The 20,020-nt window shown below is 65.7% G+C and carries 17 protein-coding genes; 5 read left to right on the top strand and 12 right to left on the bottom strand.

What is annotated here, in order from left to right; genetic code table 11:
- Positions 1-33 precede the first annotated feature (33 nt).
- From ABUA28_RS10180 to ABUA28_RS10160, 5 genes are all read right to left on the bottom strand, one after another.
- The gene (locus ABUA28_RS10180) at positions 34-465 is read right to left on the bottom strand and encodes an SRPBCC family protein (RefSeq protein ID WP_349904045.1); all 432 of its coding nucleotides are present in this window, start codon (positions 463-465) and stop codon (positions 34-36) included.
- Positions 462-809, bottom strand: coding sequence for an ArsR/SmtB family transcription factor (locus ABUA28_RS10175; protein ID WP_349904043.1), 348 nt, complete (start codon positions 807-809; stop codon positions 462-464). Before ABUA28_RS10175 ends, ABUA28_RS10180 begins: the two co-directional genes overlap by 4 nt.
- A complete protein-coding gene (locus ABUA28_RS10170; protein WP_349904041.1) occupies positions 802-1,209 on the bottom strand; it encodes a VOC family protein in 408 nt (135 codons plus the stop codon). The genes ABUA28_RS10175 and ABUA28_RS10170 overlap by 8 nt, the downstream gene beginning before the upstream one ends.
- A gap of 48 nt (positions 1,210-1,257) precedes the next feature.
- A complete protein-coding gene (locus ABUA28_RS10165) occupies positions 1,258-2,496 on the bottom strand; it encodes an acyl-CoA dehydrogenase family protein (protein WP_349904039.1) in 1,239 nt (412 codons plus the stop codon).
- Between the two features lie 65 nt (positions 2,497-2,561).
- Entirely contained in the window at positions 2,562-3,185 is a 624-nt protein-coding gene (locus ABUA28_RS10160; protein ID WP_349904037.1) for an AmiS/UreI family transporter, read from the bottom strand.
- 332 nt (positions 3,186-3,517) lie between these two features.
- Here ABUA28_RS10160 and ABUA28_RS10155 point away from each other — a divergent pair, with 332 nt between their 5' ends.
- Positions 3,518-4,435, top strand: a complete 918-nt coding sequence (locus ABUA28_RS10155; RefSeq protein WP_349904035.1) for an endonuclease domain-containing protein — start codon at positions 3,518-3,520, stop codon at positions 4,433-4,435.
- A gap of 184 nt (positions 4,436-4,619) precedes the next feature.
- On the opposite strand, the gene ABUA28_RS10150 is transcribed toward ABUA28_RS10155, so the two are convergent.
- Positions 4,620-6,701 carry a DEAD/DEAH box helicase gene (locus tag ABUA28_RS10150; RefSeq protein ID WP_349904034.1) on the bottom strand — a complete coding sequence of 694 codons (2,082 nt, stop codon included), beginning with the start codon at positions 6,699-6,701 and terminating at the stop codon, positions 4,620-4,622.
- A gap of 393 nt (positions 6,702-7,094) precedes the next feature.
- On the opposite strand from ABUA28_RS10150, the gene ABUA28_RS10145 reads away from it, so the two are divergent.
- Complete coding sequence (locus ABUA28_RS10145) at positions 7,095-7,931, top strand: alpha/beta hydrolase (protein ID WP_349904032.1); 837 nt, start codon at positions 7,095-7,097, stop codon at positions 7,929-7,931.
- A gap of 4 nt (positions 7,932-7,935) precedes the next feature.
- Here the strand turns inward: ABUA28_RS10145 and ABUA28_RS10140 are convergent, their stop codons facing one another.
- From ABUA28_RS10140 to yczR, 5 genes are all read right to left on the bottom strand, one after another.
- Positions 7,936-9,489 (bottom strand): ABC transporter permease, encoded by a 1,554-nt coding sequence (locus ABUA28_RS10140; protein ID WP_349904031.1) that lies wholly within the window; start codon positions 9,487-9,489, stop codon positions 7,936-7,938.
- 2 nt (positions 9,490-9,491) lie between these two features.
- Positions 9,492-10,556, bottom strand: coding sequence for an extracellular solute-binding protein (locus tag ABUA28_RS10135; protein WP_349904029.1), 1,065 nt, complete (start codon positions 10,554-10,556; stop codon positions 9,492-9,494).
- Positions 10,557-10,616: 60 nt separating this feature from the next.
- Positions 10,617-11,741 carry an ABC transporter ATP-binding protein gene (locus tag ABUA28_RS10130; protein WP_349904028.1) on the bottom strand — a complete coding sequence of 375 codons (1,125 nt, stop codon included), beginning with the start codon at positions 11,739-11,741 and terminating at the stop codon, positions 10,617-10,619.
- A 59-nt stretch (positions 11,742-11,800) separates the two neighbouring features.
- Positions 11,801-15,007: an efflux RND transporter permease subunit gene (locus ABUA28_RS10125; RefSeq protein WP_349904027.1), complete on the bottom strand. Its 3,207-nt coding sequence runs from the start codon at positions 15,005-15,007 to the stop codon at positions 11,801-11,803.
- Positions 15,008-15,147: 140 nt separating this feature from the next.
- Entirely contained in the window at positions 15,148-16,569 is a 1,422-nt protein-coding gene (gene yczR / locus ABUA28_RS10120; protein WP_349904025.1) for a MocR-like transcription factor YczR, read from the bottom strand.
- Between the two features lie 73 nt (positions 16,570-16,642).
- Between yczR and yczE the strand changes: the two genes are divergently transcribed.
- Positions 16,643-17,332, top strand: a complete 690-nt coding sequence (gene yczE / locus ABUA28_RS10115) for a membrane protein YczE (protein ID WP_349904023.1) — start codon at positions 16,643-16,645, stop codon at positions 17,330-17,332.
- Between the two features lie 134 nt (positions 17,333-17,466).
- Here yczE and ABUA28_RS10110 read toward each other — a convergent pair whose 3' ends face one another.
- Complete coding sequence (locus ABUA28_RS10110; RefSeq protein ID WP_349904021.1) at positions 17,467-18,207, bottom strand: MerR family transcriptional regulator; 741 nt, start codon at positions 18,205-18,207, stop codon at positions 17,467-17,469.
- Positions 18,208-18,552: 345 nt separating this feature from the next.
- Here ABUA28_RS10110 and ABUA28_RS10105 point away from each other — a divergent pair, with 345 nt between their 5' ends.
- Together ABUA28_RS10105 and ABUA28_RS10100 are read left to right on the top strand one after the other, a co-directional pair.
- Positions 18,553-19,359 (top strand): DUF4097 family beta strand repeat-containing protein, encoded by an 807-nt coding sequence (locus tag ABUA28_RS10105; protein WP_349904020.1) that lies wholly within the window; start codon positions 18,553-18,555, stop codon positions 19,357-19,359.
- Positions 19,356-19,961, top strand: coding sequence for a PadR family transcriptional regulator (locus ABUA28_RS10100; protein ID WP_349904018.1), 606 nt, complete (start codon positions 19,356-19,358; stop codon positions 19,959-19,961). The genes ABUA28_RS10105 and ABUA28_RS10100 overlap by 4 nt, the downstream gene beginning before the upstream one ends.
- The last annotated feature ends 59 nt before the right edge of the window (positions 19,962-20,020 follow it).

The following is a 20,020-nucleotide window of genomic DNA, read 5'->3' as shown; positions in this document are numbered from 1 at the left end:
TAGTAAAATGTCATGCGCGATGTTCGCCCGCGCTCATTCAGGTGTGTCGTTTCCTTGAAGCACCTCACGTAAGCGCCCGATCATATGGCCACGCCATCCTCCGCCGAGCGTCTTCAGCGTTAAAGCCTGGCGCGGGTCAGCCTCATCGAAGCCGTCGTGCCTGAGAAAGAGACGCGTTCCACGACCTTCGGCCTCAAGCCGCCATTCGACGGTGGTATCGAGGTGACCGCTGACCCACGTGATCTTCAGTCTCCGCGGTGGATCCAGCTCAAGCACTTCACAGTCGATCACCCCAGTGAATCCCTGTGCGGGCACGGGCTGGGTGGTGAAGGTGAAGTGATGACCAACGGTCGGCTCGAAGTCATTCGGCATCAGCCACTGCCCCAGCAGCACGGGGTCAGTCAGCGCATGCCACACCAGCTCTGGCGGATGCGGCAGAAAATCAGCGGTGTCGATCGCGGTCACCGTCGCGCCTCTTCTTGATTCTCGTCTACACCCGCTGCGAGTTCCGCCAGAGTGCCACCGAGCTTTCGAAGTCGGTCGCGCCAGAAGTCCTCATAGAACGCGAGCCAACCATCGACTTCGGCCAGGGGCTCCGCCGTGAGCCGATATAGGTTCTCACGACCGACCCTGCGTTCGGCGACCAAGCCCGAGTCAAGGAGAAGGCGCAGGTGTTGCGACGTCGCAGGGCGGCTCACCTGAAAGCGTGCCGCGAGTTCGCGCACGGGCTGCTCCCGCTCTCGAAGCGCGTCGAGCAATTGCCGACGGGCCGGATGTGCGATCGCCTGAAACACGTCGAGTTCAGGCATCGTCCCGCCAGCCGGCGGCATCCGACTGCGGCGCGTTCGGCGCGGACGCCTGCAACACGATTCCGTTGCCATCCGGGTCATCGAAGGTCACGAAACGGCCCCACGGCGCGCTCTGCACGTCACTCACCGTGAGCCCCTTCTCACCCAGTGTCGCCAGATCGCCCTCCAGATCGTCGGTCTCCAGAACCAATCCCTTGAGCGAGCCCGGCGGCATCGTCGGAAACCAGGTGACGAGGGTCAGTCTTGCCCCGCTCGGTGGAGCCACCATCACCCAGCGCATGTCGGGTGCGAGTTGCTGGTCGGCAAGCAGCGTGAGTCCGAGCGTATCGACGTAGAAGTCTTTCGCTCGGCCCTGGTCAGATACGGGGACGGAGACTACTTGAACATGAGAAATAGGCATGCATCCATATTGGTAAGGAATTGCTTACCAGTCAAGCCCTGGGCCGGATCAACTCTTCTTGTCTGGCCCCGCACCGATCGCCCAGACGCGGGGCGGTGTCGCCCCGTTCACAACGTAGTCGCCGATGATGCGCGCCTTGAACACCCACGGGTTGTGATTGGCTGCCGTGCGGGCATTTCGCCAGTGGCGGTCGAAGCCCTTTTTCACGCTCACTCCGGATGCCGCGAGCGCGTCGAAGACATCCGACGTCGCGTGGGTCGCCAGAGCGGTCAACACGACCTGCGCCTGCGCGGTCTCGAGCTCGGCGATGTCGTTGAGGCGCTCATCCTCGATCTCGTCGTCGAGGAATGCGCCCTCGTACGCACCCTGCAACGCGCGGGCGGCACGCTCGACCGTGGCCTCGGCAGCGTATCCGGCCGCGGAGACCTGTCCGATCACCTGAAGGATCTGCGGATCGGTGGCGAAGGAGTCTGAGTTGCCGTGCGAGAAGATGCGGGTGCGCTTGCGCACCTCCTCGGCGATGTCGCGCTCGGCTGCCTTGATCGAACCGGCCAGCACCGACAGCAGCACGCCCTGGTAGAAGGCGGTCTGGTATTTGAAGCGGGTGTCGAAGTCGATCACGTTCTCTACCGCGACCACGGCGTTCACGAAGGTGCTGGTGCCGGAGCCGGTGGTGCGCTGACCAAAACCATCCCAGTCGTCCTCGTGGGTGACGCCGGGCTGGTGAGCATCGACCACGGCGATGACCTTGACGTCGTTGTCGGTGCGCTGAGAGAAGACGTCGATCCAGTCGGCGAAGATGCTGCCGGTGGAGTAGTACTTGGTGCCGTTCACGTGGAACTGGGTGCCGTCGCCGCCCTCGATCGGGCTGACCTTGGTGATCACGTCGCCGATCTTCACGGCACCGATCTCGGTCCAGGCATTGCCCGCGATCTGCCCGGCGGCAAAGCGCTCCAGCCACACCTCGCGCTGCGCTCCCTTCGACACGAGTCGGTCTTCGACGAAAGCGAAGTGTCCGCGCAGGGCCTGCGGGATGTTGGAGTCGGCCGTGGCGAGCTCGGTCAACAGGCGGAACAGCTGAGGCAGTGACGCCCCGAAGCCGCCGTTCGCAACTGGAACGCGCAGGGCGCCGAAGCCGGCATCCGTCAGCTCCTTGATCTCTGCGTAGCCGAGTCGCTGTTCTTTCTCGCGCTCGAGCGCACCGGCTGCGATGCGCTCGAAGATGGGACGGAAGACTGCGGTGAGGCTCGAGTACTCGACCTCGGGGGCGGCGATGGCGGTTGACATGGGTGGACCTTTCGTGATGTGACGCGACAGGGCGAAAACGGATGCTACAGAGAGTAGATGCCGGATCAGGCCGACACGGATTCGGGCGCCTGACGAACCGCGCGCCGTGACGAAGGCCGGGCCAATAGGGCGGCAGCGCCGAACAGCAGCGCCACGATCACCAGCGCCACGAACGCGCTCGCCAGGCCACTCGGCCACTTGCCAGCGAGGCCGAGCAGTGCCGGAATCGTTGTCGTCACCTGGCTGGTGAGGATGAGCGCCCAGCCGGTGAAGACGGTCAGGCCCGATTTGCCGAGGGCCAGCACGACGAAGAACAGTGACCACAGAACGACCCAGCTCAGCCACAACACGCTCAGCACCGGATCGAGCGTAAGGTTCGCCACCACATATGCGAGACCGACCAGCGCAACGAGACCGCAGAACCAGCCGAGGCCAACCGAACCGAGCTGCCGCAGCGCGTCGAGGCCGACGTAGAAATAGGTGAGTCCGAACAGGAAGACCCCGCTGACGCTGAGGAGCGCGGCGGCGTTGCCGTTCGCCTGTACGGCGATCGCGACCGAGAGCAGCAGCTGGGTTCCGCCGATGAGGAGGTTGAAATATCCGCTATCCCTTCCCGGGATGCGACCGAGCAGACCAAGCCCGTTGATGAGGAGTGCAGCTCCCGACAAGATAAGGCAGATGAATGACATGGCTGCGACGGTACGCGCAGCCAATCTTCCCGAGCAATTATCGTGACGCCATGTAACCGTACGTTGCGCTTCGTGACGCCCGCCCCGCGGTTCTGCGCATATGGAACCCGGAAAGGGGGAGGAACCGCGGATTTCCAACGGGAAGCTCCTCCATTTCGTGCTGAACGGCCAAAAACTCCCTCCTCGCGGACGACTCCCTCCTGCCGACGCTGCCGCACGCGAACCATCTCGACCGCGACCATCCCTTCTCCACAGCGCCGCTCCGTCAACGTCATGCCTCACGTCGGCGCGATCGCATCCCCGATGCACGCGAGCTCGGCGACACTGTCGCAATGCACCTCTCCGCCGCAATGACCAGACTCGGATATCTCGCTGCGAGACGCCAGCTGGCCGAACTGGGACTCGCGCGATACCGGGTCGACCGCGCGCTCCGCGAAGGAACGGTGTGCGCCGTCAGACCCGGATGGGTCGCCACACCAGAAGCCAACCAGCTCGCGATCATCGCAGTGCTTCGCGGCGCGCGGCTCACCGGGGCGACAGCGCTGCGTTCATATGACATCTGGGCAGGGGATGACCGGCGGCTGCACCTTCAGGTTCCACCCAACGCGCACCGGGTGCCGCAGAATCCGTTGACGCCGCTCGCGAACTTCTCGCCGCCCAAGTTCACCCCGCGCGGCGTCGTGACCCACTGGGCGCCCGCTGTCGAGACCATCCGCCCCGGGTCATCCGCGCGCGCCATCCCGCCGCAGGAAACCCCGTCGAGCACAGCCCCGGCCTGGCGGGTATCGACGGTGGATGCGATCATCCAGTTCGCACGTACCGAATCGGACGAGCAGATCGCTGCCGCACTCGAAAGCGCGGTGCATAACCAGCGGCTGTCACGTAGCGCGGTGGCTCTGCTGCTCACTCGGTTGCCGCGTCATCAGCGTCGGCTCATGGCTCGGCTCAATTTCCTCGGCGAATCCGGCATGGAGACCATCGTGCGGATGCGGCTGGAATTGCTGGGTCTTCGCCTCCAGCAACAGGTGCGTATCGGCAGTGATCGCGTGGACATCGTGATCGACGGCTGGCTGATCATTGAGCTGGACGGCGATGAATGGCACGACCCGGTGCACGACAGGATCCGCACGAATCGGCTGATCCGCGCTGGTTATCGGATGCTGCGATTCGGCTACGAAGAGGTCTTCAATCGCTGGGACGAGACGGTCGCCACCATCCTCGAGATGCTGAACCGCGCGGCAATCGCCTGAGCCGCCTCTGAGTCAGTTGCTCCAGACAACCGAAAAGGAGGAGAGATCGCGGATCAGTCGCGAAATTCTCCTCCTTTCTGCGCTGACCAACAGAAACCTCCCTCGTTACGGTCGCGGGGTTCGTCCCAGAAACGCAGAACGACGCCCAACCGTGAGGGATGAGCGCCGTTCCGGCGAGAGCGCGTTACAGTGCCGCGAGCTCCCCGAGCACCGCGTCGCCGGGGGCAACCGGAGTCATCGTGGCCTCGATCTCGGCGCGACCGAGCAGCTCGTCCATGCGGCGGCGGCGAGCGCGCGTCACGAGCGTGACGACGGTGCCTACCTTGCCCGCGCGGCCCGTACGGCCGGAGCGGTGCAGGTAGGTCTTGTACTCGTCCGGCGGGTCGGCCTGGATCACGAGCGTGATGTCGTCGACGTGGATGCCGCGGGCCGCAACATCCGTCGCCACCAACACGTTGACCCGACCGCTCGTGAGCAGTGACAGGTTGCGCGTGCGGCGGGACTGGTTGAGGTCACCGTGCAGGCTCGTCGCCGGGATGCCGGCGTCTTCGAGCTGGTCGGCAAGCTGCTCCGCGAAGGCACGGGTGCGGGCGAAGATGAGCGTCCTGTGCTCGCCCCCGGCCAGCTCCTCGATGATGCGGAACTTGTCGCGCTGCTCGAGCAGGAGCACGCGGTGATCGATGGTCGACGACGCCTGGTCTTCACCGGCGACCTCGTGAACAGCGGGCTCCTTGAGGTACCGCTTCACGAGCGTGGCAACGCCCTTGTCGAGAGTTGCGGAGAACAACAGCTTCTGGCCGCCCTCCTTCGTCTCCTCGAGGATGCGCTGCACCGGCTCGAGGAAGCCCAGGTCGCACATGTGGTCGGCCTCGTCGAGCACGGTCACGAAGACCTCGCTCAGGTCGAGGCGGCCCTGCTCGATGAGGTCTTCGACCCGGCCCGGGGTGGCGATGACGATGTCGACTCCGCGCTGCAGGCTCATCACCTGGCGATGCTGCGGAACGCCGCCGACGATGGTCGTGGTGAACAGTCCGACGCTGCGGGCGATCGGCTGAACGGTGCGGTCGATCTGCATGGCGAGCTCGCGAGTCGGAGCCAGGATGAGCGCGCGGGGCTTGCGGCCCGGCTTGCGTCCTGCGCCACCGTGGTTCTCCATCAGGCGCTCGACCAGCGGTGCACCGAAGGCGATCGTCTTGCCGGAGCCGGTCTTGCCGCGCCCGAGGACATCCCTGCCAGAGAGCACGTCCGGAATCGTCGCCGCCTGGATCGGGAACGGCGTTGCCGCGCCCATCGCGATGAGCTGGCGAGTCATGTTGTCGCCGATGCCCAGGTCGCCCCAGGTCGTGCCGTTGACCTCTGCCGCCGTGACGACCTGCGCCTCGAGGTGCTCGAGGACGACGTCTTCGTGCTGGCCGGAGTGGCCAGCGGCGCGCGTCGGGTAGAGATCGCTGTCGCGACGCGGAGGACGCTCGGCGTAGTCGCGGCGGGGACGATCATCGAAGGACCGCTTGGGACGGTCGTCATACGAGCGCTTGGGACGGTCGCCGAAAGAGCGCTGCGGGCGATCGTAGGGGCGACCCTCGGGGCGGTCGCCGTAGGACGGGCGGTCGCCATACGAGGGACGCTCGGTGCGAGGAGCGCGGTCGTGGGTCGAGCGTTCGCCGTAGCTGGGGCGCTCGGTGCGAGCCGGGCGGTCGCCATACGACGGGCGATCCGTGTGCTGCCCGCGGTCGTAGGGGCGATCGTTGCCACGGTCCTTGTACGAGGGACGCTCGGTGCGGGCAGGACGATCGCCAGACGACGGACGCTCGGTGCGATTGGCGCGGTCACCGTAGGCCGGACGCTCCGTGCGAGCAGGGCGATCACCATAAGCGGGACGGTCGTTGTAAGACGGGCGACCAGAACGATCCCCATACGACGGGCGTTCCGTGCGCTGCGGACGATCTCCGTACGACGGACGCTCGGTGCGATTGGCGCGGTCACCGTACGACGGGCGTCCGGTGCGCTGCGGGCGGTCACCATAAGCGGGGCGCGACGGCCGCTCCTCGCCGGGAGCCCAGTTGGGGCGGCGGTCGCCAGTGTTGTCTCCCGAACGCTTCGCGCGGTCATCCGCGTTCCAACGCTGCTTCTTCACCGGCGCATCCGCGCGGAAGCCGCGATGGCCCTCGCTGCGACTGCCGGGCTTGGAGCCCGAGGAGTTGTATTTCTTGGTGGGACGGCCAGAGGTGGCCGGCTTCTTGCCTGCACCGAATTTATTCATGGGCATGGTTCTTTCCGGGTTGTTTAGTTGCATGGCAGCACGCAGCCAACAAGCTGCGCTTCTGCAGGAACCCGGGCGTTCTTTGACCAGGACCGTTCACATACGTGATTTTTCTCCGGCCAGCTCAGGAGTAGTTGAGTGACAGAGAAACCGGCCCGAAAGACTTACAAACCCATTCGCGAGACTTCGCGATGTCTAGAGCCGACTGGACTACGTTACCCGATCGCGCAGCAAAGCGCATTAGATTGTCCGGAACAGTAGATTGGCACGACCCTGAACCACGCACCCCACACAGCCCAGCCCCGCTTCGCCGCGCTCGCTGCCACGCTCGCGATCCTGGCCACGGTGCTCAGCGGATGCGCGCCCAGCGGTACGCAGGCTGTGCCCGCGAAGCCGGCCGTGCAGGCTGTTCCAGCGCAGGTGGAGACGACCCCGAACATCCGCGTCACGAGGGATGTCGTGTACGGGGCCGCGGATGGCGCGCCACTGACACTCGACGTCTGCACTCGCGTCGCGGCCACGACGGGCGAGCAGGCGCCCAAGCCCGCCGTGCTCGTGATCCACGGCGGCAGTTGGCGCTCGGGCGACAAGAGCAACGCAGCCTGGCTTCCCGCCTGCGAATGGCTCGGCGGCGCGGGCTTCGTCGCCTTCTCGATCAACTACCGGCTCGCACCACAGCACGTCTTTCCCGCGGCGATCGACGACACCCGGGCGGCCGTGCGATGGATGCGCGCACCGGAACAGGTGGACCGCTACGGCATCGACCCCGCGCGCATCGGTGTCTTCGGCGGGTCGGCCGGCGGCAATCTGGCGGCCCTTCTCGGCACCACCGGAACAGGCCCTCTCACGATGGGAGACCGTGTGGCCGCGGTCGCCGAACTGAGCGGGCCCACGGATCTCACTGCCGCGGGCCTCAGCCTCGGCACGACGTCGCCGTCGTTCCAGCAGATCGAACTCGACTACCTCGGTTGCACGAGCTTCGACCTCTGCCCGCAGGCGAGGGCGGCATCCCCGCTGTACCAGGTGGACTCGGGTGACCCGCCGTTCTTCATCGGACAGTCACTCGACGAGTTCATCCCGAAGCCACAGGCGGATGCCCTGGTCGCCGCCCTGCACAAGGCGGGCGTTGAGACCACCTACGCCACAGTGCCGGGCACACGCCACTCCCTCGCGATGCTCACCCCGCAGCTGCGCGCCAGGATTGTGGACTTCCTGCACGCCCACCTCGGCAACTGACCGCTCAGGTCACCGCCCGCAGGGTGCGGCGAACGATCAGATATACCGGTATCGAACCGAGAATCACGAGCATCAGGGTGTACGGAGCGGCAGCCGTGAAATCCAGGGACTCACCGTTCGTCGTGCCCCACAACCCCGTGGCCAGCGTTTTCGCGTTGAACGGCAGCAGCATCAGGGTCGTGGTCAGCTCTTTGCTCGCGTCCAGGCCGACGAGTAGTGCGCCCGTCGCAAGGCCCGGAAGTGCCAAGGGCAGGGAGATGCGGGTCAGCCTGCGCCAGGTTCGACTCCCGAGAGATGCTGCGGCCTCATCAAAGCTCACGAACGCCGCCTGCAGGCCCACGCGCTGGTTCGCGACCGCGAGTGGGAGATACAGGATCACGTAGGCCGCGATCAACAGCGCCGAGGTCTTGTAGGCCCCGGGAATAAGCCGCGTGGCTAGAAAAACGAGTGCGAGGGCGAGGATGGCGTTGGGCACCGAGTGGGCCAGCCACACTGAGCGTTCGGTGAGCTGCGCCGGAAGTGACGGATGCCGGCTGATCCACCAGCTCACCGGCAATGCGACGACCGTCGCCACCACCGCCGTCCACGCGGCGAAGGTCAGGGTCGTACCGGTGGCCTGCAGAACCTGCGCCCACGCGCTCGCCGCTCCGGGGCGGGCAATGGCCAAGCCTCGCACGGTCATCAGAACCGTGGGCCCAAGGGCCGCAAGCGGGATGACCAGCAGGGCCACGAACAGAGGCACACGAGCGCGCCCCAGACGCACTCGCGAGGGAGGTCGAACGGCGCCGCGACCCACGCTCAGCACGTGGGAACGACCGGTGAGCGCACGAGTGGACAGCAGCAGGATGACCGCGAGGCCCGCCAGCAGCAGCGAGAGCGAGCGGGCCGAGCCATAGTCGCCGTAGTCCAGCATCTCGCCCATGATCGTCGTCGTCAGGGTGTGCTGCCGCAGCTGCACCATCGCCCCGTATTCAGACAGAACGTGCAGACCCACAATGAGCGCACCACCTGCCAGAGCCGGACGAAGCTGCGGAACGACAACCCTCCACAGCACGGAGAGCGGTCGGGCGTTGAGGCTGCGTGCAGCCTCCTCCTGCGCGGGATCGATGTTGCGCACCGCCACGATGCAGGCGAGAAAGACATACGGATAGAGCGACAGCGCCATCACGACGGTGGCGCCGGTAAAGCTGGTCACCAGGTTGGACTGCGGCGCGTAGACCAGGCTCGCGGAGTAGATGGCGTAGGAGCTCACAAAACCCGGGATCGCCAATGGCATCGCGAACAGCACCGTCAGCACGCGCCGGAACGGCACGTCCGTGCGTACGACCAACAAAGCCGCCCCCACACCGAGCACGATGCAGACCACCGAGATGGCCGCAGTGAGGCCGACCGTGCTGACGATATCGGTGAGCGTGGTCGGGTAACTGAACTGCTTCGCGATGTCCCCAAACGAGATCCCCGCGAGGAACAGGTAGCCGATCGGCAGCAGTGATACGACGGCAACGACAACGGCGAGCGCGGCTACAATCCCGCGCCCGCCCCTGTTGCTGCCGCGCATGGTCAGCTCGAGAGGCCGAGCGTCTTGAGCAGGTTCTGCGCCTCGTTCTGATCCGCGTAAATACCCATGTCGTACTTGGGTGACTTCACCTCGCTGAGGTCGCCGGCAACCTTGCTCACCAGACCGGGCGCGGCAGGGTACTGGGCTTCGGTACTGTCGACACCCCCGTCAGCGATCACCTTCTGACCACCGCTCGGGTCGGCGAGCCAGTGAAGGAAAGAAGCCGCAGCATCCTGATGCTTGCTGCTCTTGAGAACACCAGCACCCGAGGAGAGGATCAGGTTGCCCGGATCCGTCTGCGGGAAGTGGTAGATCTTCGAAACCATCTTGTCTGGCCCACCTACTTCTGCCGCCTTGACCCACCAGTAGTAGTGGTTGGACAGGCCCATCGCGTGTTTGCCCGCCTCCACGGTGTCTCGCACGTTGCCGTTTTTCTGTTCGTTGGTCCCATTGGTCTTGATCGCCTCGAGGAACGTTCGCGTCTTATCCATCCCGATCGTGGAGATCAGATACTGCGTCGTTGCGACGAACGCTCCAGACGGAGCCCAGGCAAACTTTCCCGTGTACTCGGGTTTCACGATGTCGAGCAAGGACTTCGGAAGATCCGCCTCCGCGATAAGGGTCGGGTTGTAGTACAACACCCGGGCGCGAGCAGCATAGGCAACCCACGTTCCGTCGTCGGGGTTCAACGCCGGACGCACCTGGTCAAGAGTGTTCTTGGCGACGGGGACCAGAAGCTTGCTCGCACTCAGTTGAGCGACGGGGCCGGGGTCCTCGGAGAGGAAGACATCGGCGGGCGATGCCGCGCCCTCCGCCTGAATCTGACCAACGGTGGCGCCTTCTTGAATCCGGAACTTCACGCCCGTCTTCTCGGTGTATGCCTTGGTGAGCGCCTCGATCATCTGAGGATGCTGGTCCGTGTAGACCGTGAGCGTGACACTCGAAGTTTCGGGCGCCCTGGGCACGCTGTTCTGCTCGTTCGCTGTGGACGTGCACGCCGCGAGCGGCACCGCCAGTGCCAGAGCCATCGCTCCCGCGATGCCATACCTGAAGGGTCTGATGATCATAGCTGTGCCTTTTCTGCCCGAGGGCGTTCTGCTGCCGGGGTACGGAGTGGTTCGGCGCGGTCAGTGTGCGTAGGTCGACTGCGCATGGGTCGACTGTGCGTACGTCGACACAGGGCGGTTGACGCTCAACCGCACCTGTTCACCGAGGTCGAAGGAGTGATCGCCCATGACGCGCACGCGCACCTGCTCCTCGAGCCCCGGCACCTTCACTTTGAGCACGCCGTCGTGCCCGTAGAACTCTCGGCTGAGCACAACTCCCACGAGGCTGCGGTCGCGATCAGCCTGGCTTGTCGGTGCATCCGCCGCGCAGATGTGGATGTTTTCTGGCCGCACGAGAACGTCACACCTGCCCGAGCCGCCATGCCACGACGACACCGGCAGGGTGCCGAATGCGCAGGACACCGATACTGTGCCCGCCCCTTCATCGACGACGTCGCCATCGAGAACGATCGCGTCGCCGAGGAACCGTGCCAATTCGATGTCGAAGGGCTGAAAGTACGTCTCGTACGGGGCACCGGACTGCACGATGCGGCCATCGCGCATCACGACTACTCGGTCCCCGAGCGCCAACGCTTCTTCCTGGTCGTGGGTGACGAGCAGAACGGTGGCACCGATTGACTTCAAAAGGTCGCGCACTTCGGTGCGCAGCGAGTCGCGCAGGTACGCATCAAGCGACGAGAACGGCTCGTCGAGTAGAACAATTCGCGGGTTCGGTGCAATTGCCCGGGCGAGAGCGACTCGTTGCTGCTGACCGCCCGAGAGTTCGTGCGGCCACCGTTTCTCGAAGCCGCCAAGCCCAACGAGGTCGAGAACCTCCGCGACAGCCGTGCGTCGCGCCCGAGCGCCGTGACCGCTGAGACCAAACGCGACGTTTTGAGCGGTGGTGAGGTGGGGGAACAGTGCACCCTCTTGTGCGACGAGCCCAATGCCACGATCGTGCGCGGGAACAGTGCGCACTCCCGGCGCGAGAACCGCGCGTCCACCAACGTGGATGCTGCCTCTCTCAGGAAATTCGAAGCCGGCGATCGATCTCAGAAGGGTGGTCTTGCCCGATCCGGAGGGGCCGAGCACGGTGACGAATTCACCCTCCGCGACATCGAGATCCACCTGGCTCAGCGCGTAAACGGGCTGCGACTGCCGACGTCCGAGCGCGAAGCTCTTCGAAAGGTCACGTATCCGCAGCACACTCCCACTATAGGGCTAGGTAAGCCTTACCTAAAAGTATTAACAGGATATTGTTGCTGTTATTCAGGAAGCAGCTCAACGCGCGGCCCCGTCCCCGCGGCCCTCGCCGCACGCCGGTCGTGCCTTCGCTCCTTGGCTCCCTCGACGAGGTAGTAGAGCACCGGCAGCACCACGAGCGTCAGCAGCGTGGACGACACGAGTCCGCCGATCACGATGATCGCAAGCGGCTGCGAGATGAATCCGCCGTGGCCGGTGAGCCCGATGCCGAGTGGCAGCAGCGCGAAGATCGTCGCCATCGCGGTCATCAGGATCGGGCGGAGCCTTCGCGACGCACCGTGCACAATCGCCTCACCCACCTTCATTCCGCGCGTTCGATACTGGTTGATCAGGTCGACCAGAACGATCGCGTTGGTGACCACGATCCCGATCAGCATGAGCACACCGATGAGCGATGGAACGCCGAGCGGGATGCCCGAGATGAGCTGCAGGATGATCGCGCCGGTCGCCGCGAACGGCACAGAGATCAGCAGCAGGAGCGGCTGGCGCAGGCTCTTGAAGGTCGCGACCATCACCACGTAGACGATGAGGATGGCGACCAGCAGCGCGAGTCCGAGCTGACCGAACGCGTCGCTCTGCTGAGAGGTGACGCCGCCGAGTGTGGCTGTGGCACCGGCCGGAAGATCGGCCTTGGCTACGGCCTCGGAGACCGCGATGGATGCCGTGCCCACGTCATCCGTCTTCGGCGTCACGCTGACCGTGGCGCTGCGCACACCCTTGATGGTGGTGATGCTCGACGGACCGTTGACCTGTTCGACAGAGGCGAGGTCGCTGAGCGGCACGGGGCCACTGCGGGTGGGGATGGTGAAGTCTCGCAGCCCGGCGACGGTCGTCGGCGCGCTGGAGTTGTCGATATAGATCGATAGGGCCTTCTCGTCGATGGTGACGGACCCCGTGGCGCTGGGATTCATGGCCGTCGTCACCATGCTGCCGACGGCGATCTCGCTGAGTCCGGCCTCCGCGGCCTTCTGCCTGTCCACGACGACCGCGATGTACGGCAACGAGGCGGAGAGGTTGCTCGTGGTCTGGGCCACGACATCGAGCCCCGAGACCGCGGCGGTCACGGCATCCGCTGCATCGCTCAGCTCCGCCTGGCTGTTCGCCTTGATGTCGATCGCGATGTCGGATGATGCGAATCCGCCGGTCGCTGCGGCAAGACTGACGTCTCCCGCGTCTGTGATCTTGGCGACCTCCTTGCGCACGGTCTCCTGCAGCGCGGACTGGTCGACATCCGGGTCCGTCGTGATCGAGTAGCTGATGCCGCCGCCACCGCCGAACGCCGCACGCAGCGAACTGCCGCCGGAGCCGATCGAGGTCTGCACGGTCTCGATGCCCTTGATGCCGCGCAGCACGGACTCGACCTTCTTCGACGCCGCGTCTTCCGCCGCGAGGCTCGTGCCCGCGGGCAGCGTCTGGCTCACCGAGAGCGTGTTCTGGCCGCTGTCCCCGATGAAGTTCGTCTTGAGCCCCGCCGCCATGAACCCGCTGAGAAACAGTACGAGCACCGCGGCGATGATCGTGATGAGCGGGCGTTTGAGGGTCCAGTGGATGACCGGCAGGTACGCGCGCTGCAGCCGGGTCGGGTGGTTCAGCTCGTCCCGCGCGATCGCCACGGCATCCCCCGCAGCCGCGGGCGAGGTGTGCTTGCGCGCCGACTTCGCGCCGAGGAACCAGTACGCGAGCACCGGAACGATTGTGAGCGCGACGAACAGCGACGCGGCGAGCGCGATGGTCACGGTGAGCGCGAACGGGCGGAACAGCTCGCCCGTGATGTCACCGACAAGGGCCAGCGGCAGGAACACCGCAACGGTCGTGATGGTGGATGCAGTGACGGCCCCGGCGACCTCGCGCACGGCCGCGGTGATGGCCTTGACCTTCTCCTCGCCGAGACTGACGTGTCGCTTGATGTTCTCGATCACCACGATGGAGTCGTCGACCACCCGGCCGATCGCGATGGTGAGCGCACCGAGCGTGATGATGTTGAGCGTGTAGCCGGAGGCCTGCATCCCGATGAAGGTGATGAGCACAGACACCGGAATCGAGATCGCAGTGACGAGCGTCGAGCGAATCGAGAGCAGGAACACCAGGATCACGATCACCGCGAAGACGAGGCCGAGCAGGCCCTCTGTTGCGAGACTGTCGATCGACTGCTGGATGAACGGCGCCTGGTCGAAGACGACCGTGAACTTGGTGTCGTGGCCGAGCGATTTCTCGAGGTTTGGAATCGCGTCCTGCACCGCCTTCGACACCGCGACCGTGTTGCCCGCCGGGGTCTTGGAGACCGCGATCGTGATCGACGGTTCGCCATTGACGCGGGAGATTCCGGTGATCGGATCGTCCTCGATCTTCACTGTTGCGACATCCGCGATGGTCTTGGGCGCCGGCGCAACGGTCGCGGCACCGGCAGCAGCTACGGACGCCTGCAAGCGCGGGTCCTTCTGCGTGGTCGAGGTCGACGCGAGAGGCGTGGCCCCGAGCAGCGGCAGCGCGCCGAGCTGCTCGACCGAGGTGATCTTCGATCCGGCCTGCACCGTGAGCGTCTTGCCGTCTTCGGTGATCGAACCGGAGGGCAGCAGAGTTCCGTTCGCGTTCAGCGCGTCACGGATTGCCTGCGTCGTGAGGCCCGCGGCCGCCAGCTTGTCAGTGTCGGGGGTGATGACGACGCGCTGCCCGGTCGTGCCGAGCAGGGTCGCCTGGCTCACACCATCCAGCTGTTGGATGTCCGAGAGGGTCGAGTTCGTCAGCTCCGCGGAGAGGTCCCTGGCGTTCAGATCGCTCGTGACCGCGATCTGCACGACCGGCAGGTCACCGAAGCTGAAGGTGAGCACCTGCGGCTGCACGTCCTGCGGGAGCCGCGACGAGATCCGGTTGATCGCACTCTGCACCTTCTGCTCTGCGGTCGCGAGGTTCGTGCCGTAGCTGAAGGATGCCGTGACGGTCGACGAGTTCGCGCTCGACGTCGCCGTGGTGGTGTCGAGCCCCTCGACGCCCTGGATCGCGTTCTCGATCGGAGTGCTGACATCGGTGTTGACCACCTCTGGCGATGCACCGGGGTAGCTCGTGACCACGAAGAGCTGCGGCAGCGAGAGGGAGGGGATCAGCTCCTGCTTGAGCGAGGTGAGCGAGATGCCGCCGAAGACGCCGATCACGATGGTGACGAGGGCGATCAGCGCGCGGTTGCGCAGGCTGAACACGGAAAGTAGATGCACTGATTCTCCTGAGAACGCTGCGAACCGCTCGTGCGGCCGCAGTCACGGGGCGCGCACGACTCCGTGCCCCATTTGACGGTAGTCCAGCGCGATCCGTGACGCATACTCCGTTCGGAGTAGCTTGTCCCGCAACGGCCGGATCAGACCACTTCCGCGAGAAAGCTGGGGTCGCCGAGCGGGACGCGGGAGAGCGAACGCCAGGCCGTCGAAAGTGCGACGACCGCGCGATCCGTCTCCTCGGCCGGGTACGAGAACGGAAGACGCAGGAAGCGCTCGAACGCGCCGTCGATGCCGAAGCGCGGTCCGGCCGCGAGTAGGAGCCCCGCGTTACGCGCGGCGAGGGTGAGCTGCGAACTGACCGGATGTCCGAGGCCGACCCACAGGGTGAGGCCGCCGTGTACGCGCGGCACGGTCCACTCGGGGAAGTTCTCCCGCAGCGCGGCGACGAGGTGATCCCGCCCCGCCCGCAGCTGCTCCCGCCGGGTCTCGAGCACGGCATCGAAGTCGTCGAGGAGGTTTTTCACGAGGAGCTGTTCGAGCACCGGGGTGCCGAGGTCCCCCGCGCTCCTGGCCCGACCGAGCTTGTGGATGATGCCGCGATCTGCCCGGATCCAGCCCACCCGAACCCCGCCCCACACGGTCTTGCCGACGGATCCGATCAACACGACACCGGATGCCCCCGCACCGAACGGCGGATGCGCGTCCGGCCTGTCGATGGAGAGTTCGGCCATGGTCTCGTCGGCCACGAGCACCGTTCCCTGCCGCTCGGCGAGGGCGACGACCCGTTCGCGCAACTCCTCCGGCATCGTGCGACCGGTCGGGTTGTGGAAGTCGGGCATGAGGTAGCCGAGCGCTGGACTCGTGCGCTGGATGGCCTGCTCGAGGGCCGACTCATCCCATCCGTCATCGGTCGTGACGCTCACGGGAACGAGCCGCGCTCCGGTCATCCGAATCGCGTCGTAGGCGTGCGGGTAGCTCGGCGACTCAACGAGTGCACTGTCGCCGCGGGCGAGCAGGGTGCGGGTGACGAGGGCGATCGCGTGCTGCGCACCGATCGTGATCATGACCTGGTCGGCATCGGTGGGAAGGCCGCGCGCGGTGTAACGCCGGGCGACCGCATCGCGCAGCTCGGGCAGGCCGAGCGGATCGAAACCGCTGCCGCCGAGGTAGGCCGGGAACTCGGATGTCGCCCGCGCCGCCACCTCGGCGAGGCCCGGCAGCGCGGGCATCGCCGCCTTGCTGAAGTCGAGGTAACCGGCATATCCGGTGTCAAGCATCGCGGGCGCACGGGCGGGCAGCCTCGCGACGCTGCCCGACCCGCGCACGCTGCTCAGGCAGCCCGCATCCTTCAGCTCGCCGTAGGCGGCGGTCACGGTCGTGCGGCTGACGCCGAGCTGCGCGGCCAGTTCCCGCTCCGCCGGAATGCGCGTGCCGAGCGGGATGCGCCCGTCGAGGATCAGCAGGCGGACGCGGTCGGCCAGCGCCTCGTAGGCCGGCGCCGTGCCGGAGTCCCGCCATCCGCTCAGCAAAGAGGCCAAAGCACGAGCCGAAAGGGAAGCCATGAGGCCACTCTACGCAAATTGGCCTCTTGCCATAAGGCCACTTTCGGAATTGGATACATATATGGTTTCTGCTGTGCCCCCATCTCGCGTTTCTCGCCGACTTCCCCTGCGTTTCACGACCCTGCTCATCGGGCTGTTCATCTACGGCATCGCGATCGCGATGATGGTGCAGGCGGCGATCGGAATCGCGCCGTGGGACGTGCTCTCGCAGGGCATCTCGATCCACACCGGAATTGCGTTCGGCTGGGTAACGAACCTCGTCGGTCTCGTCGTGCTGCTGCTGTGGTTCCCGATCCGTCAGAAGCCGGGAATCGGCACCGTGCTGAACGCGGCGCTCATCGGGCCGAGCGCGCAGCTGGGGCTCATGATCATTCCGTCGCCCACCATCCTGTGGGAGCAGATCCTGCTCTTCGCCGGCGGGCTGCTGCTGCTTGCCTTCGCCACAGGCCTCTACCTGGGCGCGCGCCTCGGCCCGGGTCCGCGCGACGGGCTGATGACCGGCATCCACAACCGCTGGGGCTGGAAGATCTGGATCGTGCGCGCCTCGATCGAGCTGACGGTGCTCGTGATCGGATGGCTGCTCGGCGGCAACGTCGGCTTCGGCACGCTCGCCTTCGCCCTGCTCGTCGGCCCACTCGTGCACATCGCGATGCCGCTGCTGGTCGTCAAGGAGCGGCCTGCGTCTGATCCCGTGGGATCGGCGGTAACGGCACCGGAGGCTTCCCCGTCGGTCGAGCCTGTCGAGTCCTCACCCACGAACTAACAATCCCCCGAAATCTCGCCCACATCAGCCGACGGGGTAGACGCACTCGGTCGCCGGGGATAAAGCGGGAAGGCGGGGGCGTGGTGGGCCTCTATGGGCGGAGCCTTCCCGCTTTATCCCCGGCGACACCACGGCTACATCCGATCGGCGTACACCGCCATGGCGTCCCGCACGTAGCTCGCCCCCTCGACACCGCCGTAGTTGGCACCGAAGCGCGGGTCGTCGACATACATCTGCCCGAGGCCGCGCATCGCTTCCGCGGAGACTTCGCGCCCCTGCCAGCCCGCCCGGATCCAGTCGTGCTGCCGCCGCGTGATCTCCTGCACAAGCTCGCCGTCCACCGGCTCGCCCGCAGTGAAGGCTGCGGCATAGTCGGCCTGGATCTGCTTCTGCTGCCGCATGAAGCCGGCCTTGTCGGCATCCGTCAGCTTCTTCCACCAGCGATCGCCGGCGGCATACGCCTCGGTGCCCCAGCGCTCTTCGACCTCCTCTTTGTACCGGGTGTGGTCGAAGCCGTCCAACATTTCTTCTGCCATGAGTTGTTCACTCCCTTTCGTCTTTCTGATCGTCGTTTCGACCGCCGCGATCTGACGGTCGAGCCTGTGTTTCTCCTGCTGAAGCCAGTGCAGGTGGGTGAGCAGGGCATCCGCGTCGCGCGCCTGTCCGGAGAGCACCTCTCCGATGGCGGGCAGGCCGAGGCCGAGTTCTCGCAGCAGCAGGATGCGCTGCAGCCTGGCCAGGGCATCCGCGTCGTAGTAGCGGTAGCCGTTGTTGCCGATGCGAGTAGGCGTGAGCAGCCCGAGGTCACCGTAGTGACGCAGGGTTCTGGATGTCGTGCCGGCCAGCCGCGCAATGTCCTGAATCGACCAGTCCACGCTCGCTCCTCGCCTCCCTGTTGCTCCTCGGCTCGCGTCCCTCGCGGCCATGTCACCACGCTAAACCTTGACGCAACGTCAATGTCAAACCTCGCCTTCCCACCCGTCCCGTCCCCCGCCTTATCCCAAATGAAGGCATTCGGACCCAGCACTACCGAAACATGGGCTGCACGCCGCAGACCGCAATGAAATGCCTTCATTTGGGATAGGGCAGATGGCACATCAGGGTTGCGCGCGGAGCATACGCGATATATCGTGAATTGTGCAAGACGCGATATATCGCGATCACCAGCGGATGCCGGCGGCATCCCCCGCAAACGGCAACACCAACACGAAGGCAGAACAATGGCACAGGAAAAGTGGATCGTCGAGGACGAGAAGGTCATCGACATCGCCCTGGTACGCACCCTCAAGGTCGCGCTCATCGCCGGCCAGGTCAATGTTGTCGGCCACGACGAGCCGGGCGCCCGCGTCGAGGTCCACTCGGTGCACGGCAAGCCGCTCAAGGTCTCGCTCGACGGCGACACGCTCGAGATCGACCACCCGCAGCTCAGCTGGGACAACTTCATCGACGTCTTCGCCTCGTTCACGGGCAGCGCGCGAGCGGATGTCAGCATCATGGTTCCGAGGGACGTCGCGCTGAAGTTCGGCGTGGTCTCGGCCACCGCACTCATCAGCGGTCTCACGAACGGCGGCAGGGTCAGCACTGTCAGCGGCGACGTCGTCGTGGACACCATGCGCGGCGGCCTCGAGCTGAACGCCGTCAGCGGCGAGATCGCAGTGCGCGGCCACGAGGGGACCGTGACCTCCAAGACAGTCAGTGGCGATGTCACGGTGAGTGGCGAGGTCGATCGGTTCCGCTCAGACGGCGTCTCGGGCAAGGTCTTCCTCGACCTCGCGGGCACCCCGGACGAAGCGAGAATCAACACGGTCTCCGGCAACGTCACCGTGCGTCTCGAAGCCGGCTTCCCGGCCAGGTACAAGATCAACACCGTCGCGGGAAAACTGCAGCTCGACGACTCGGAGGTCACCGGCATCCGCGGTTCGTACACGGGCAGATACGGCGAACTCGACGGCCACTGGCTCGACTTCACAGCGAGTACCGTGACCGGAAACGTCGCCGTACTGCACGGCGCGACGGTGCAGTCGTGACGCCGCCCGTCTTCGCTCACGGACACCTGCGCCTCTACCTGCTGGGCATCCTCGCCGACGCACCGATGCACGGCTACGACCTCATCCAGTCCCTGGAGGAACGCTTCGGCGGCACCTACATCCCCAGCGCCGGAACGATCTACCCCCGGCTCGCCAAGCTCGAAGACGAGGGTCTCGTCACGAAGACCACGGATGGCCGCAAGACCGTGTACACGATCACGGCCGCCGGGCGAGCCGAGCTCGATGCCCGCAGGGGCGAGCTCGACGACATCGAGAGCGACGTCACGGACTCCGTACGCAGGCTCGCGAACGAGGTGCGGTCGAGCGTCAACGAGGCCATGAAGTCGCTGCGCGCCGACCTCGCCGCTGCGGCGCGCGATGCCCGAGCGGATGCGCGCGGCTCCGGCCGCAGCGCCCAGGCCGAGCCCCAGCACCAGGCGAGCACCAACCACCTGCGTGACGCGGAACTGGCCCTGGACGAGTTCCGCCACAACCTGCGAGCGGACCTGCGCGCCTGGGCGGTGCGCCACGAGGTGTCGAGCGAAATCGTGACCTCTTTGAAATCACAGCTCGACGCGATCAGAAAGTCACTTCTCCATTGACGAGGTAGGCCGGGAATAGCGGACGTCATCCGTCGGTTGGAGTTGTCTGTGAGTTCTCT

Origin of the sequence: Parafrigoribacterium humi, from assembly GCF_040227205.1 — a bacterium.
Classification (GTDB): domain Bacteria; phylum Actinomycetota; class Actinomycetes; order Actinomycetales; family Microbacteriaceae; genus Parafrigoribacterium_A; species Parafrigoribacterium_A humi.
Note: the sequence above shows the minus strand (reverse complement) of the source record. Positions and strands in the feature narration are given on the sequence as shown.

Coding starts and splice junctions, on each gene's coding strand:
- ABUA28_RS10150 (WP_349904034.1), bottom strand. CDS start 6,701: ATGCCCATGAATAAATTCGGTGCAGGCAAGAAGCCGGCCACCTCTGGC.
- ABUA28_RS10140 (WP_349904031.1), bottom strand. CDS start 9,489: ATGCGCGGCAGCAACAGGGGCGGGCGCGGGATTGTAGCCGCGCTCGCC.
- ABUA28_RS10155 (WP_349904035.1), top strand. CDS start 3,518: ATGCACCTCTCCGCCGCAATGACCAGACTCGGATATCTCGCTGCGAGA.
- ABUA28_RS10165 (WP_349904039.1), bottom strand. CDS start 2,496: ATGTCAACCGCCATCGCCGCCCCCGAGGTCGAGTACTCGAGCCTCACC.
- ABUA28_RS10105 (WP_349904020.1), top strand. CDS start 18,553: ATGGCACAGGAAAAGTGGATCGTCGAGGACGAGAAGGTCATCGACATC.
- ABUA28_RS10135 (WP_349904029.1), bottom strand. CDS start 10,556: ATGATCATCAGACCCTTCAGGTATGGCATCGCGGGAGCGATGGCTCTG.
- ABUA28_RS10170 (WP_349904041.1), bottom strand. CDS start 1,209: ATGCCTATTTCTCATGTTCAAGTAGTCTCCGTCCCCGTATCTGACCAG.
- ABUA28_RS10160 (WP_349904037.1), bottom strand. CDS start 3,185: ATGTCATTCATCTGCCTTATCTTGTCGGGAGCTGCACTCCTCATCAAC.
- ABUA28_RS10175 (WP_349904043.1), bottom strand. CDS start 809: ATGCCTGAACTCGACGTGTTTCAGGCGATCGCACATCCGGCCCGTCGG.
- yczR (WP_349904025.1), bottom strand. CDS start 16,569: ATGGCTTCCCTTTCGGCTCGTGCTTTGGCCTCTTTGCTGAGCGGATGG.